The organism is Streptomyces sp. NBC_00984 (assembly GCF_045162475.1).
Classification (GTDB): Bacteria; Actinomycetota; Actinomycetes; order Streptomycetales; family Streptomycetaceae; genus Streptomyces.
Map to the genome: position 1 here is coordinate 2,847,697 of NZ_CP108734.1, position 14,240 is coordinate 2,861,936.

The window sequence follows — 14,240 nt, forward strand, 5'->3', positions numbered from 1 at the left end:
GCCAACCGTACTGGTCATCGGCTGTGCCGGACCAGGGGCACCCGGGCACTGACCGCCGTGCCCCGGCCCGGCTCCGTCTCCACCTCGACGGCGCCCGCGATGCGCTCGGCGCGGGCCCGCATGCCGCCGAGCCCGAAACCGCCCGCTCCGCTGTACGGCGGCAGGGCGACCGGGTCGAAGCCGCAGCCGTCGTCCCGTACGTCCAGGGTGAGTTCGTCCCCCATGAACGACAGCGTGACGCCGGCCCGGGAGGCCCCGGCGTGGCGGCCGACGTTGGCGAGGGCCTCCTCGGCGATCCGGAGCAGGGTCGCGGCTATCTCGTCGTGGAGCGGCTCGACGGTACCGGTGACGGTGAACTCGGCCCGGACTCCGTGGCGTTCCCCCCAGTCGGCGACCGTACGCTTCAGCGCCCCCGGCAGGTCGTCGTGTTCCAGTGCGGCGGGGACCAGGTCGTGGACCGAGCGGCGCGCCTCGCCGAGGCTGTGCCGGGCGAGGGCGGCGGCGCGGTCCAGGTGCACCCGGGCCAGCGCCGGGTCGGTGTCGCCGATCGAGGTCACCACCTGGAGCTGGGCGATGATGCCGGTCAGGCCCTGGGCCAGGGTGTCGTGGATCTCGGCGGCGAGCCGTCGGCGCTCGTCGGCGACGCCCGCCTCGCGGGCCTGGACGAGGAGCTGGGCGTGCAGCCCGGCGTTCTCCGCCAGGGCCTGTTCGAGGCGGGCGTTGGCCGACTCCAGCTCGGCGATGGTGTCGACCTGGGTGCGGGCGTGGTCGGCCTCGCGGTCGCCGATCTTGGCGAAGACCATGGTGAGGGTTCCGTGCAGACCGAACAGGGCGGCGAAGGCGAACCAGTTCATCAGGGAGACCGGTGGCAGGCCGCTGCCGCACTGCGCACCCGCCATGATGGCGGCCGTGACCAGCAGCGCGGGGCGGACGGCCCGCTGCGGGAGCAGCCGGCCGGTGTCGAAGTATCCGAGGATCGCGAACACCGAGTAGAAGGGGTTGCACCAGGTCAGTGCGAAGGCGATCAAGGTGCGGGCGACGTAGTAGAACTGCGACGCCCGCGACTTGGGGACAACGATCGGCCTGACCCGCCCCCACCAGAGCTGGAGGGCGAGAGCGACGGGCACCAGCACCGCGGTGGTGTACACGTCGGCGCGATCCATGATGAGCGGGGCGCTCACGGCCGCGACGACCGTGCTCAGGCCGAGGAGCCCGTAGGGCCCGTACCTGAAGAACCGTTCCCACCCGAGTTCGGCGCTCATCGCGTCGTTCCGGTGCGCCGTCGCCGTGTCCCCCGCGTTCATGGATGCAGTCTCCCCGTATCCCGCGCGCCGGTCACTCCCACCGGAACAGACGGGTCGCGAGCAGTGTCACCAGCGCCGTCCACAGCGCCATCACACCGAGCTGGGCGAAGCCGGGCCAGCCGCCGGACGCCGCCCGGTCCAGCGCCTCGGACGCCGCTCCGAACGGGGTGAACCGGACGATGTTCCGGAGGGTGTCGGGCATGCTCTGCACCGGGATCCAGACGCCGGCGGTGAACATCATCAGGAGGTTCACGACCGAACTGATGGCGGCGGCCGCCTTGGTCGTACGGGAGAGGGCGCAGAGCAGCGCGCCGAGGGTCAGCACGCTCGCCGTCGACAGGAGCAGTGCCAGGGCGTAGGCGACGGGCCGGCCGGGCAGCTCGACGCCGAAGGCGACCCGGCCGACGGCCATCGCCAGTGCGGCGGAGCCGAGGGCGGCGGCGCCGTGCAGGGCGATCTGCGCGGTGAGCAGCGCGGAGGGGCGTACCGGAGTGGTGGACATCCGGCGCAGGATGCCGCGTTCGCGGTAGCCGGTGAGGACGGGCGGCATGGCCTGCAGCCCGGACATGATCATGGCGAGCAGGACCGCCACCGGTACGTACAGGTCGATGACGCGCCGACCGCCGAGATCGTCGCTGTGCTCCCGGAAGGAGGGGATGAGACCGAGGATCGTCAGGAGCGCGGTCGGGAAGACGACGATCCAGAACAGGGCGCCGGGTTCGCGCAGGAAGAGCCGGGTCTCGGACCTGAGCACCGCCTTGCGCGCGGATGCCGGTGCGGGTGTCGTGGTGGCCGTCGCCGTGGCCGGGTTCGCCGTGGTCATCTCAGGCCGCCTGTTCTGTGAGGTCGAGGAAGGCGTCGTCGAGCGTCGCCTCCGAGACGCGGAGCCGGTGTGCGGTGATGTGGTGGCGGGCCAGCAGTGAGATCACCGCGTTGACCGTCTCGTCGGTGCCGCTGATGACGATCCGGTCGTCCTTCCGCTCCACGGACACCGCGCCGGGCAGCTGCTCCAGCTCGGCGTCGGTGAGCGGCTGCGACGGGGTGAAGGAGATGACCGTGGAGCTGTCCGCCCTGCCGATCAGCCCGGACGGGGTGTCGAGGGCGACGACCTTCCCCTTGTCGATCACGGCGACCCGGTCGCAGAGCTGCCTGGCCTCTTCCATGAAGTGGGTGACCAGCAGGACGGTGACGCCGCTGTCGCGTACGTCCTCGATCAGCTTCCAGGTGTCCCGGCGGGCCCGTGGGTCCAGGCCGGTGGTCAGCTCGTCGAGCACCACCACCCGGGGATTGCCGACCAGGGCGAGCGCGATGGACAGCCGCTGCTTCTGGCCGCCGGACAGTTTGGCGAAGCGGGTGTCGAACTTGGTGTGCAGACCGAGCCGTTCGGCGAGCTCCCGCCAGTCGGCGGGGTCCGGGTAGAAGGCGCTGTACAGCTCCAGCGCCTCGGCCACGGTGATTTTGGGCTGGAGCTCGCTCTCCTGGAGCTGGGCGCCCAGCAGCCGGGTGACCCGGTCGTGGTCGGCGACGGGGTCGAGACCGGCGACCCGGACGGTGCCGGCGTCGGGGGCCCGCAGGCCCCCGACGCACTCGACGGTGGTGGTCTTGCCCGCGCCGTTGGGGCCGAGGATCCCGAAGATCTCCCCCTCGTCGACGGTGAAGCTCACTCCGTCGACCACGGTGCGCCCGGCGTACGCCTTCTGCACCCCGTTCACTTCGATGATTGCCATGACCACGAGCATCGTGTCGCGGGGGCCGACGCACCATCGTCCATCGCGCTCGAAGGGGCATCAGCCGATCGGTTGATACGGACTACGACCGGCGTGCGCCGGTCCCCGTCGCACCCGGTCACCGTCTGTCGGGCGAAAAACCACATGAGCGATGTCAGGGGTGAACCGTAGGCTCGCCTGTGATGCCCGAAGAACATGTAGAGCCCAAGGACCGGTCCACCGCTCAGTCGCTGATGCGGTTGTGGCCTTATGTGAAGCCGGTGCGGAAGCGGCTGTTCGGCGCCGCTCTGGTCGCTGTCACCGCGTCCTGCGTCGGCCTGGTGATCCCCCTCGTCCTGAAGTGGATCGTCGACGGCCCGGTGACGGACCGCGACCCCGGCGGCGTCTGGCTCGGCGCGCTGTACCTGCTGTTGCTGGGCATCGGCGAGGCCGCGCTGTTCGGGGTGCGGCGGTGGATGGTGGCCCGTCCGCTGGCCGGGGTCGAGGCGTCGATGCGGGCCGATCTGTACCGGCATCTCCAGCGGCTGCCGGTGGCGTTCCACGACCGCTGGGCATCGGGGCAGTTGCTCTCGCGCGCGACCACGGACCTGATGCTGCTGCGTCAGTTCCTGGCCTTCCCGCTGACCTTCCTGCTGGTCAACGGTGCGACGATCCTGATCGGCTTCGTCATTCTGCTGATGCAGCAGTGGACGCTGGGGCTGGTGCTGCTCGCTCCGGCGGCGCCGCTGATGGTCATCTGCCTGGTCTTCGAGACGAAGTTCTCGACCGTGGCGCGCCGGGCCCAGGACCAGGTCGGCGATCTGACGACGGTCGTCGAGGAGAGCGTGCTCGGCATCCGCATCATCAAGGGCTTCGGCCGGCACCGCAGCCAGGCCCTCGCCTTCCGTTCCCTCTCGCAGCGGCTGCGCACCACGGAGCTGGCCAAGGCCCGCCTCCTCGCGGGCATCTGGGCCGCCATCACCCTGCTCCCGGAGCTGGCCATCGGTGCGGCGCTGGTGCTCGGCACGGTCCAGGTCGCGGACGGCGACCTCTCCGCGGGCACCCTGGTCGCCTTTCTCTCCACCGCGCTCGCGCTGCGCTGGCCGGTGGAGTCGATCGGCTTCCTGCTGGCGATGAGCCAGGAGTCGGCGACGGCGACCGAGCGGTTCTTCGAGGTGATGGACGTGGCCGAGGAGGAGAACGCCTCCACCGCCGACGGGCAGGCCCCGGTCAGTGGGTCGGCCCGCGGTGAAATGGTCTTCGAGGGCGTGGAGTTCCGCTACCCCGACGCGGCGCCCGGCTCCGTGCCCGTACTGTCCCGGATCGATCTGCGCATCCGCCCCGGCGAGACGATGGCGCTGGTCGGGGCCACGGGTTCCGGGAAGACGACGCTCACCGCCCTCGTGCCACGGCTGCACGAGGCCACCGCGGGGCGGATCACCCTGGACGGTACGGACATCACCACCATGCCCCGGGAGCGGCTGCGCGAGCTGGTGTCCGTGGCCTTCGAGGAGCCGACGCTCTTCTCGGCGAGCGTCGGGGAGAACGTGCTGATGGGCGCCGAGGGGGCCGGGGACGACGAGTTGCGCAGGGCGCTCGCCATCGCCCAGGCCGACTTCGCGCACGATCTGCCCGAGGGCGTCGGCACCCAGGTCGGCGAGCAGGGTCTCAGCCTCTCCGGCGGGCAGCGGCAACGGCTCGCGCTGGCCCGCGCCGTGGTCGGCCGGCCGCGCTTCCTGGTCCTCGACGATCCGCTCTCCGCGCTGGACGTGCACACGGAGGCGCTGGTGGAGGCCGCGCTGCGGCAGGTCCTGGCGGAGACCACGGCGATCGTGGTCGCGCACCGGCCGTCCACCGTGATGCTCGCGGACCGGGTGGCACTGCTTTCGGAGGGCCGGATCACCGCCGTCGGCACCCATCAGGAACTGCTGCGCAGCAGCGCCGAGTACGCCTGGCTGATGTCGGGCGCCGAGGGCGCGCCGGACGCGCCCGCGGAGGACGCCGAGGACTCCTTCCCCGACCTGTCCGCCGAGGACCTCCTCGCCGAGAAGGGCACCCGATGACCAGCACGACGACGGACACAGCCCCCGCCCAGGACGCGGCGGACGCTGCGGACTCCGAGGCCACCGGGGACCGGTTCGACCGGGACGATCTGCCCACCCCGCCCGGCGCGACCCGGGCACTGCTGAGATCGCTGCTGCGGCCGATGAAGGCCCGGGTGGCGCTGATCGCGCTGCTGCTCCTGGTCCAGCAGGCCGCGGTCCAGGCCGGCCCGCTGCTCGTCGCGTACGCCATCGACAGCGGGGTGCCCGCGTTCCGGGACGCGGACTACGGGCCGCTGATCGCGGTGGCCGTCGGGTACGCGCTGTGCTCGGCGACGGCCGGGGGCATGCAGTACGCGTTCGTACGGGTCTCCGCCCTGGTCAACCAGGGCGCGCTGCTCGATCTGCGCGGGCGGATCTTCCGTCATGCGCAGGCACTGAGCGTGGACTTCCACGAGCGCTACACCTCGGGCCGGCTGATCTCCCGTTCCACCACGGACGTGGAGTCGCTGCGGGAGCTGCTCAGCGAGGGGCTTCAGGAGCTGATCGGCGTCGTGTTGTCCTTCGTCTCCATCTCGCTGATGCTGCTCTGGCTGGACTTCGGTCTGGGCTCGCTGGCCGTGCTGTCCTTCGTCCCGCTGTATCTGCTGGTGCGGCTCTTCCAGCGGCGGGCCGGAGTGCTGTACGCCGAGCGGTCCTCGGCCATCGCCGCGGTCATCGTCAAGTTCGCGGAGACGATGAACGGCATCCGCCCCGTCCAGGCCTTCCGCCGCGAGCCCGTCAACGACGCGCACTTCGAGGGCCTCAACAACACGCACCGGCGGACCAACGGCAGCGCGATGCTGGAGATGGCCCGCTATGTCGTCGGCTCCCGGCTGGTCGCCAACACGGCGGTCGCCGGAATCGTGCTGTGGGGTGCGTACCGGGTGGCCTCGGGCACCCTGGCGCTCGGGGTGCTGGCCGCGGCCGTGCTCTATCTGCGCCGGCTGTACGACCCGATCGACCGGCTCGGCATGTTCCTCAACTCCTACCAGTCGGCCGCGGCCTCGCTGGAGAAGATCGCGGGTCTGCTGGCCCAGACCCCGTCCGTCCCGGAGACGTCGGACCCGCGGGATCTGCCGGCCCTCACGGGCGAACACCCGGGCCGCGAGGTCGTCTTCGACCAGGTGCGCTTCGCCTACCGCACGGGCGGCGAGGTGCTGCCCCGCTTCGATCTGACGGTCCCGGCCGGGCAGACCGTCGCCGTGGTCGGATCGACGGGTGCGGGCAAGTCGACGCTGGCCAAGCTGCTGGCCCGGTTCTACGACCCGACGGACGGCCGGGTGCTGCTCGACGGTACGGATCTGCGCGACCTGGCCGTGCCGGAGCTGCGGCGGGGTGTGGTGATGGTGACCCAGGAGGCGTTCCTGTTCTCCGGGACGGTCGCCGAGAACATCGCGATCGGCAGCCCGGACGCGACCCGTGCGGAGATCGAGCAGGCCGCCAAGGCGATCGGCGCGCACGATTTCATCAGCGGACTGCCCGACGGGTACGACACGGACGTACGCAAGCGGGGCGGCCGGATCTCGGCCGGTCAGCGCCAGCTGGTCGGCTTCGCCCGCGCCCTGCTCGCGAACCCGGCGGTGCTGATCCTCGACGAGGCGACGAGCTCGCTGGACGTCCCCGGCGAACGGGCGGTGCAACGGGCCATGGACACGGTGCTGCACGGCCGCACCGCGGTGGTGATCGCCCACCGCCTCTCCACGGTGGAGATCGCGGACCGGGTCCTGGTGATGGAGCACGGCCGCATCGTGGAGGACGGCACCCCGGCCGAACTCATCGCCGGCACCGGCCGCTTCGCGGGGCTGCACCGGGCGTGGCGGGAGAGCCTGACCTGAGCGGCCTCCGGCCCGGGGCGCCCGGTGGGGCGGGTGGAGGCCGTCCGCGGGCGGCCGGCTACGGAACGGGGGTACCGGGGGCCGACAGGGTGATCGCCGCGGCGGGGCACAGGTCGACCGCCTCACGAACCGAGTCCCGCGTGTCGGCGGGCGGCTCGGGTCGCAGCACGATCGCCTTGCCGTCCTCCTCACGCTGGTCGAACACCTCGCCGGCCGTCAACACGCACATTCCGGAGCCGACGCAGCGCTCGGTGTCCACAGTGATCCTCATGGGTCACGCGTCCCAGGTGACCGGGAGGCTCTTCACCCCGTAGACGTCCGCGGTCTCCGGACGCAGGGCAACCTCCTCAGGCGGTACGGCCAGGCGCAGCGTGGGGAAGCGGTCGAACAGCGCGGGGAACGCGACCTTCATCTCGACGCGGGCCAGCTGCTGCCCCAGGCACTGGTGGATGCCGTGACCGAAGGCCAGGTGCCCGCCGTCCTGCCTGCGGAGGTCGAGCACGTGGGGGTCGGCGAAGCGCTCGGGGTCGCGGTTGGCGGTGTTGTACGACAGGATCACCCGCGAGCCGGCCTTGATGGTCCGGCCGCCCACCTCGACGTCCTCCAGCGCCGTCCTCATGAACGTCTTGGCGACACTGAGGTACCGCAGCAGTTCCTCCACGGCCCGGTCGGCGAGCGCGGGATCGGCGCGCAGCGCGGCCAGTTGCTCCGGATTGCGCAGCAGTGCGAAGGCGCCGAGGGCCAGCATGTTCGCGGTGGTGTCGAGCCCGGCCGCCAGCAGGATCAGTGCGATCCCCCTCAGCTCCTCGTCGGTCAGATCGCTGTCGGTGAGGTCGCTGAGCACGTCGTCGGTGGGGTTCGCGCGTTTGGCGGCCACCAGCTGCGCGAGGTAGTCCTGGGTCGCGGTATAGGCCGCCAGCAGGTCCTCGTCGCTCGTCTCCCCGTTCATGAACGAGTCGACCTGCTCCTGGAAGGACCCCCGGTCCTGGTACGGCACCCCCAGCAGTTCACAGATCATGATGGCGGGGATGGGCTTGGCGAACGCGGTCACCAGGTCCGCCGACGGCCCGGCCTCCTCCATGGCGTCCAGGTGGTCCGCGGTGATCTGCTCGACGCGCTCGGTGAGCAGTCGCATCCGCCGTACGGTGAACTTGCCCATCAGCGGCTTTCGGTAGCGGCTGTGCTGGGGCTCGTCCATGAGGAGGAACTCGCCGGGCGGCGCCGGGGGTGCCTGCATGTCTCCGTAGTCGATGGTCGGGTGGAGCATGAGCTCCTTGCGTGAGCTGAACCGCGAGTCGGCCAGGACCGACCTGACCAGGTCGAATCCGGTGATCAGCCAGCCGGGCTTTCCGCCGGGGAAGGTGTAGGGGCTGATGGGGCTGTGCCGGCGGGCGTCGACCAGCTCTGCCGGCGGGTCGAAGGGGCAGCCGGACTGACGCGCCGTCGGCATCGTCGTGACGGTGTGCGGGAATTCACCCATGACCATTCCTCATCTCGCGATAGTACGCGTTTGACGATGCTCGAAAGCTACGTTGCATTCAGAAGGAGTGTCAATCGACAGAAACGCATTTCCCCAGGTGACTTGCGGGAAATTGATGCAATGACGCTGGGCCCTAATGCAATATCGCGTTGCAATGAATGACGGCAAAAGCAATACTGACGGCATGCCAGGAGAACGGTTGACCCAGCAGGACCGCCAGCGCATCGCGGCCGGAATCGCCGACGGGCTCTCCTACGCCGAGATCGCGAGGCGGACCGACCGGCCGACCTCGACGATCAGCCGGGAGATCGGACGCAACGGTGGCCCCAGCGGCTACCAGCCCCAGCGGGCGCACCGGGCGACGACCCGGCGGGCGCGGCGTGGCACACCGGCACCCCCGCGCGCGGCCGAACCACCGGGTGGCGCAACGGGAGAGGAGATCGTCGAGATGGCGGTCCGGGCGGGGCTGCCGAGGATGACAGCGCGCGTGCACGTCGACCTGCTGCTGTCCGAGGACGGCAGGCGCACCGCGGCCGAGCTGACCCGCAGGCTGAAGGTCAGCCCCGCCTCGGTCTCCGTGTCCGTGAACTACCTCGTCCAGCACGGCTATGTCCGGCGCGAGCGTGATCCGCAGCGGCGTCGCGACGTCTACGTGATCGACGACCAGGCCTGGTACCACTCCGTCGTTCTCAGCGCGCAACAGACGCTCGATGCGGCACAGTCCGCGATGACCACGGTGGAGGCGTCCGGGCCCGACAGCCCCGTGGGGCAGCGGATGGCCAGGGCAGGGGCATTCCTGGAGCGGGTCAGCCTGGACATCATGGAGTCGGCCGAGCGCTGGCGTCCCCTCCTGGGGTGAGGGGCCCCGGAGCGGGCGTCGACGTTCGCCGATGCATACCCTCGCCGAACAGACCCACCGTAGCGCGCACTCCTTGCCAAGTAGCGTGTACAGCAAGGCCATTCACCTGTGCACCAAGCTCGTCAAGGAGCCCCTGGTAGGGTCCGCGGAGAGCATCCACAACGCGATGGAGATGGTTCATGAGGCTGCTCCCGCTGTTCCTCCGACGGCCGATCGAAGCGGTGTACGAACGCCGACTGGCCGCCACCCTGGCGGGGCTGCCACGCCCACAGCACGTCGGGATCATGCTCGACGGCAATCGGCGCTGGGCTCGGCAGGCGGGTCACGTGGACGTCCGGGAGGGGTACCGGGCGGGCGGCGCCAAGACCACCGAGTTCCTGGGCTGGTGCAGTGCCGACGGCATCGAGCGCGTGACCCTCTTCATGCTCTCCGACGACAACCTCGGGCGCCCCGCCGAGCAGCTCGGCCCGCTGATCGAGATCATCGAAGAGACCGTCCGGGACATCACGGCCGCAGGCCGTTCATGGGAGGTCCAGGTGATCGGCTCGCTCGACATGCTGCCCGGTGCCAGTGCCCGGGTACTCAAGGAGGCCGCCGCCTCGACCGCGGGACGCGGCGGGCTCAAGGTGGACGTCGCGGTCGGCTACGGCGGCCGGTGGGAGATCGTCGACGCGGTGAAGAGCGCCTTCGAGGAACACATCGCCGCCGGTGGTGACCCTGCCGAGCTGGCCGAGCGGTTCGAGATCGAGGACATCTCCCGGCATCTGTACTCGCCGACAGCCGACCACACCGACTTCATCATCCGGACCTCCGGAGAACAGCGGCTGTCCGGCTTCCTTCTCTGGCAGTCCGCGTACGCCGAGATGCACTGGGTGGACTGCTACTGGCCGGCGTTCCGTCACGTCGACTTCCTGCGCGCACTTCGCTCGTACGCGAATCGTGAACGGCGATTCGGCAAATGACCGCCTTCGGTGCCGGGAATCAGCCGGGGTGAGCAGGCCGGTGCGCTCCGCAGTCGCCACTCCGCTGTGCATCTCGATGCACCGGGCGCCGTTCTCGCTGGATGAGGACTTGGACCAACGGGGGACTCGGCCGTCGCAGGGCGCCCGTTCGTAACCGCTTGAGCCCCGCCACGAACGAGGCGAGCAGGCGAGTTACCGATGCGAGGCCCTCGTCGAAGGGCTCGTGTACGGCACCGACGAGACGGCGCGGTACGTCCTCGGCGGCGAAAGCCGACGCGCCGCCCACGCGCACCTCAAGCGCGGCGCCCCGCTGCTCGTCGTCGTCCCCGACACGGACCGCACGTACACGCTGTCCGTACGATCCGGGGAGCAGGCGCCCGCGACCGCGTTCCGCTGCCACCCCGGGGAGGGATCCACATCAAGAATCGCTCACTGCACCCGATACGGCCCCCGGACCGCCGCAGCGCCCTGCGGTACCTGTGGTGGCTGATCGTCTGTCAGCGCCGTCGGGTCTCCGCCGGGGCGCTGCTCGGCAGCGCCTGGATGGTGTGCCTGACGCTGCCGCCGTACCTGCTGTCCCGCGCCATCGACGACGGGCTGCAACCGGGGCGGTGGCCCGCTCTGATCGGCTGGGTCGCGGCGTTGCTGGGTGTGGGTGTGCTGAACGCGTGGCTGGCCATCATGCGGCACCGCACGATGACCAGGGTGCGGCTGGACGCCGCCTTCCGTTCCGTGCGGGCCGTGGTCGCGCAGGCGACCCGGCTGGGCGGGGCGCTGCCGCGCCGGGTCACGGCCGGGGAGGTCGTCACGATCGGCTTCGGTGACGTCGCCGTGATCGCCGGCACGCTGACCATCACCGGCCCCGGCGTCGGCGCGGTCCTCGCCTTCGTCGTCGTGGCCGCGCTGCTGCTGGCCGTGGAACCGCTGCTCGCCGCAGTGGTGCTGCTCGGGGTACCGCTGCTCGCGGTGCTGGTCGGACCGCTGCTGGGGCGGCTGCAGGGCGCAGAGGCGGCGTACCGGGAGCGGCAGGGCCGACTCGCCGACCGGTTCGAGGACATGGTCGGGGGGCTGCGCGTCCTCAACGGCATCGGCGGCAAGGAGGTGTACGCCGAGCGCTACCGGCGCGGCTCGCAGGAGTTGCGGGCGGAGGGGTACCGCGTCGGCGCGGTGACCAGCTGGATCCAGGCCCTCGGCGTCGGCCTGCCCACCCTGTTCCTCGGGGCCGTGACCTGGCTGGCGGCCCGGATGGCCGCTCAGGGAACCATCAGCGTCGGCGAGTTGGTCGCGGTCTACGGCTACGCCGCGGTGCTCGTGGTGCCGGTCTCGTTCTTCATCGAGGGCGGCTACGACCTCAGCCGCGGGCTGGTCGCCGCCCGCCGGGTCATACGTTTCCTGGACCTGGAGCCCGATTCCGCGGGCGGTGAGGCGGCCGTGGACGGGCCCGGTCCGCCGTCCGCGCTCCGTGATCCGGACTCCGGCGTGGAAGTGGTGCCCGGGAGGCTGACCGCGCTGGCCGGCGCCCGGCCGTCGGAGTCCGCGGCGGTGGTCGAGAGGCTCGGCCGGTTCACCGGGTCGGCCGCGACCTGGGGCGCGATACGCCTGGACGAGATCGACCTGACGCAGGTGCGGCGGCGGATCCTGGTCGCGGACAACGAGGCCGATCTGTTCGCCGGTCCGCTGCGCGAGGTGATCAGCGGCGCCCGGGACCGGGACGAGGAATCCATCGGCCGCTGCCTGTACACGGCCGTGGCGCAGGACATCGTCCGCGGTCTGCCGGACGGACTCGACTCGCCCGTCGACGCCCAGGGCCGCAATCTCTCCGGAGGCCAGCGCCAGCGCGTCCGGCTGGTCCGGGCCCTGCTGGCCGATCCCGAGGTGCTCCTGGCGGTCGAGCCCACCTCGGCGGTCGACGCACACACCGAGGCGGCCATGGCGACCCGGCTGCGCGCCGCGCGCTCCGGCCGCACCACGGTCGTCACCAGCACCTCACCGCTCCTGCTGGACCGGGCGGACACCGTGTACTACCTGGTCGACGGTCGCGTCGCGGCCGTCGGCAGCCACCGTGAGCTCCTTGACCGGGAGTCCGGCTACCGCCTCCTGGTGTCCCGCGGTACGGACGACGACCGCGCCGACGAAGGAAACGTCCCGCCGTCCCGGGAGGCCGTGCGATGACCACCGGATCCGAGCCGACGCCCCAGGCCCTGCCCATCGCCGAACCGTCCCGGATACGCCGGGCCGTGCTCCGGCTGATCCGGCTGGACGCTCGCGTCTTCGCCGCCGTGATCGGCCTCAACGCGCTGGCCGCCGGTGCGGGGCTCGTCGGCCCGTGGCTGCTCGGCCGCATCATCGACGAGGTCAGGGCCGGCGGCGGGGTGGCCGCGGTGGACCGCCTGGCGCTCACCATCCTCGTCTTCGCGCTGGCGCAGCTCCTCCTGGTCCGTTGCGCCGGCCACGTCGGACACCGTTTCGGCGAGCGGACCCTGGCACGCATCCGCGAGCAGTTCGCCGACCGGGTGCTCGCGCTGCCCGCCCCGGTGGTAGAGCGGGCCGGCACGGGCGACCTGATGACCCGCGGCACCACCGATGTCGCCGCGGTCGGCGCCACCCTCCGGGACGCCGGGCCCGAGGTCCTCATCGCCGGGGTCCAGGCGCTGTTCATCCTCGGTGCGGTCTTCGCGCTCGACCCGCTGCTCGGTGCGTGCGGGGTGCTGGGCCTGCTCGGCATCTGGTTCGCGGCCCGCTGGTATCTGCGCCGGGCGCTCACCGCGTACCTGGCCGAGGGAGCCGCCAACTCGGCTCTCGCCGAGCAGCTGGCGGCCACCGCCGCCGGGGCCCGCACCGTGGAGGCCCTCGGGCTTCAGCAGCGCCGCGTCACGGCATGCCGGGAAGCAATCGAGAAGTGCTGGAGCACCCGGACCCGGACGCTGTTCCTGCGCAGTGTGCTCTTCCCGGCCGTGGACATCTCGTACGTCATTCCGGTGGCCGGTGTCCTGCTCGTCGGCGGCGTACTGCACGACCACGGCACGATGAGCCTCGGCGCGGTGGTCGCCTCGGCCCTGTATCTGCGGCAGCTCTCCCAGCCCCTGGACACCATCCTCCAGCGGCTCGAACAACTGCAGAGCAGCAGTGCCTCCTTCGCCAGGGTCGAGGGCCTCGGCCTGGCGGCGCACACACCACCGGCCGTCTCCCCCGCACCGGCCGACGACCGGATCGAGGTGACGGATGTGCGCTACGCCTACGACGGCGGGGGCGACGTGCTGCACGGTGTCGGCCTGACGGTCCGTCCCGGCGAGCGGCTCGCGATCGTCGGCCCCTCCGGCGCGGGCAAGACCACCCTGGGCAGACTGCTGGCGGGCATGGACGCACCGCGCACCGGTTCGGTGACGGTCGGGCGGGTCCCGGTCGCCGGGCTGGACCCCGAGCGGCTGCGCCGGCACGTCGTCCTGGTCACCCAGGAGCACCATGTCTTCCTCGGCACGGTCCGGGACAACCTGAAGATCGCCTCGGCCGGCGCCACCGATGCCGAAATGCGCGCGGCACTCGCCGCCGTCGGCGCCGACTGGGCCGACGAGCTGCCGGACGGCCTGGACACCGATCTGGGCCACGGCGGGCATCGGCCGGACGGCGCCCGGTCACAGCAGCTCGCCCTGGCGCGCGTGGTGCTGGCGGACCCGCACACGCTGATACTCGACGAGGCCACCGCGCTCCTGGACCCGAGGACGGCCCGGCACACGGAGCGGGCGCTGGCCGCCGTCCTCGAAGGCCGGACCGTCGTCGCCGTCGCGCACCGCCTGCAGACGGCTCACGACGCCGACCGGGTGGCGGTGATGGAGGACGGCCGGATCACCGAACTCGGCACCCACGACGATCTCGTGGCGGCCGACGGCGCCTACGCCGCGCTCTGGCGCTCCTGGCACGGCGAAGGCCCGCCCTCCTCCTGAGCCGGTGACACCCGGACGCGGCGGGGCCCGCCCCCCGTCCGCGCCGCCCGGCGCGCGCGACCGGGCCGG

12 protein-coding genes are annotated in these 14,240 nt (G+C 71.7%); 7 read left to right on the forward strand and 5 right to left on the reverse strand.

The window, feature by feature from the left end:
* Positions 1-14 precede the first annotated feature (14 nt).
* Genes OG520_RS12255 through OG520_RS12265 form a run of 3 tightly spaced genes read right to left on the reverse strand, consistent with a single transcriptional unit; the run spans position 15 to position 3,031 of the window.
* Positions 15-1,304: a sensor histidine kinase gene (locus tag OG520_RS12255; RefSeq protein ID WP_406013193.1), complete on the reverse strand. Its 1,290-nt coding sequence runs from the start codon at positions 1,302-1,304 to the stop codon at positions 15-17.
* 31 nt (positions 1,305-1,335) lie between these two features.
* Positions 1,336-2,127 (reverse strand): ABC transporter permease, encoded by a 792-nt coding sequence (locus OG520_RS12260; RefSeq protein WP_406013194.1) that lies wholly within the window; start codon positions 2,125-2,127, stop codon positions 1,336-1,338.
* Between the two features lies 1 nt (position 2,128).
* Positions 2,129-3,031 carry an ABC transporter ATP-binding protein gene (locus OG520_RS12265; RefSeq protein WP_266426717.1) on the reverse strand — a complete coding sequence of 301 codons (903 nt, stop codon included), beginning with the start codon at positions 3,029-3,031 and terminating at the stop codon, positions 2,129-2,131.
* Between the two features lie 182 nt (positions 3,032-3,213).
* Here OG520_RS12265 and OG520_RS12270 point away from each other — a divergent pair, with 182 nt between their 5' ends.
* The gene (locus OG520_RS12270; protein ID WP_406013195.1) at positions 3,214-5,073 is read left to right on the forward strand and encodes an ABC transporter ATP-binding protein; all 1,860 of its coding nucleotides are present in this window, start codon (positions 3,214-3,216) and stop codon (positions 5,071-5,073) included.
* Positions 5,070-6,929, forward strand: coding sequence for an ABC transporter ATP-binding protein (locus OG520_RS12275; RefSeq protein WP_406013196.1), 1,860 nt, complete (start codon positions 5,070-5,072; stop codon positions 6,927-6,929). The genes OG520_RS12270 and OG520_RS12275 overlap by 4 nt, the downstream gene beginning before the upstream one ends.
* Before the next feature lie 58 nt (positions 6,930-6,987).
* On the opposite strand, the gene OG520_RS12280 is transcribed toward OG520_RS12275, so the two are convergent.
* Together OG520_RS12280 and OG520_RS12285 are read right to left on the reverse strand one after the other, a co-directional pair.
* Positions 6,988-7,200: a ferredoxin gene (locus OG520_RS12280; RefSeq protein WP_399333926.1), complete on the reverse strand. Its 213-nt coding sequence runs from the start codon at positions 7,198-7,200 to the stop codon at positions 6,988-6,990.
* Positions 7,201-7,203: 3 nt separating this feature from the next.
* Complete coding sequence (locus OG520_RS12285) at positions 7,204-8,409, reverse strand: cytochrome P450 (protein ID WP_406013197.1); 1,206 nt, start codon at positions 8,407-8,409, stop codon at positions 7,204-7,206.
* A 199-nt stretch (positions 8,410-8,608) separates the two neighbouring features.
* Between OG520_RS12285 and OG520_RS12290 the strand changes: the two genes are divergently transcribed.
* The 5 genes from OG520_RS12290 to OG520_RS12310 all read left to right on the forward strand — a co-directional run bounded on the left by OG520_RS12290 (position 8,609) and on the right by OG520_RS12310 (position 14,171).
* Positions 8,609-9,268 carry a MarR family transcriptional regulator gene (locus OG520_RS12290; protein ID WP_406013198.1) on the forward strand — a complete coding sequence of 220 codons (660 nt, stop codon included), beginning with the start codon at positions 8,609-8,611 and terminating at the stop codon, positions 9,266-9,268.
* A 179-nt stretch (positions 9,269-9,447) separates the two neighbouring features.
* Complete coding sequence (locus OG520_RS12295) at positions 9,448-10,230, forward strand: isoprenyl transferase (protein WP_406013199.1); 783 nt, start codon at positions 9,448-9,450, stop codon at positions 10,228-10,230.
* Positions 10,231-10,453: 223 nt separating this feature from the next.
* Positions 10,454-10,720, forward strand: a complete 267-nt coding sequence (locus OG520_RS12300; protein WP_406013200.1) for a hypothetical protein — start codon at positions 10,454-10,456, stop codon at positions 10,718-10,720.
* Between the two features lie 53 nt (positions 10,721-10,773).
* Positions 10,774-12,402, forward strand: coding sequence for an ABC transporter transmembrane domain-containing protein (locus tag OG520_RS12305; RefSeq protein WP_406013201.1), 1,629 nt, complete (start codon positions 10,774-10,776; stop codon positions 12,400-12,402).
* The gene (locus OG520_RS12310) at positions 12,399-14,171 is read left to right on the forward strand and encodes an ABC transporter ATP-binding protein (protein ID WP_406013202.1); all 1,773 of its coding nucleotides are present in this window, start codon (positions 12,399-12,401) and stop codon (positions 14,169-14,171) included. Before OG520_RS12305 ends, OG520_RS12310 begins: the two co-directional genes overlap by 4 nt.
* The last annotated feature ends 69 nt before the right edge of the window (positions 14,172-14,240 follow it).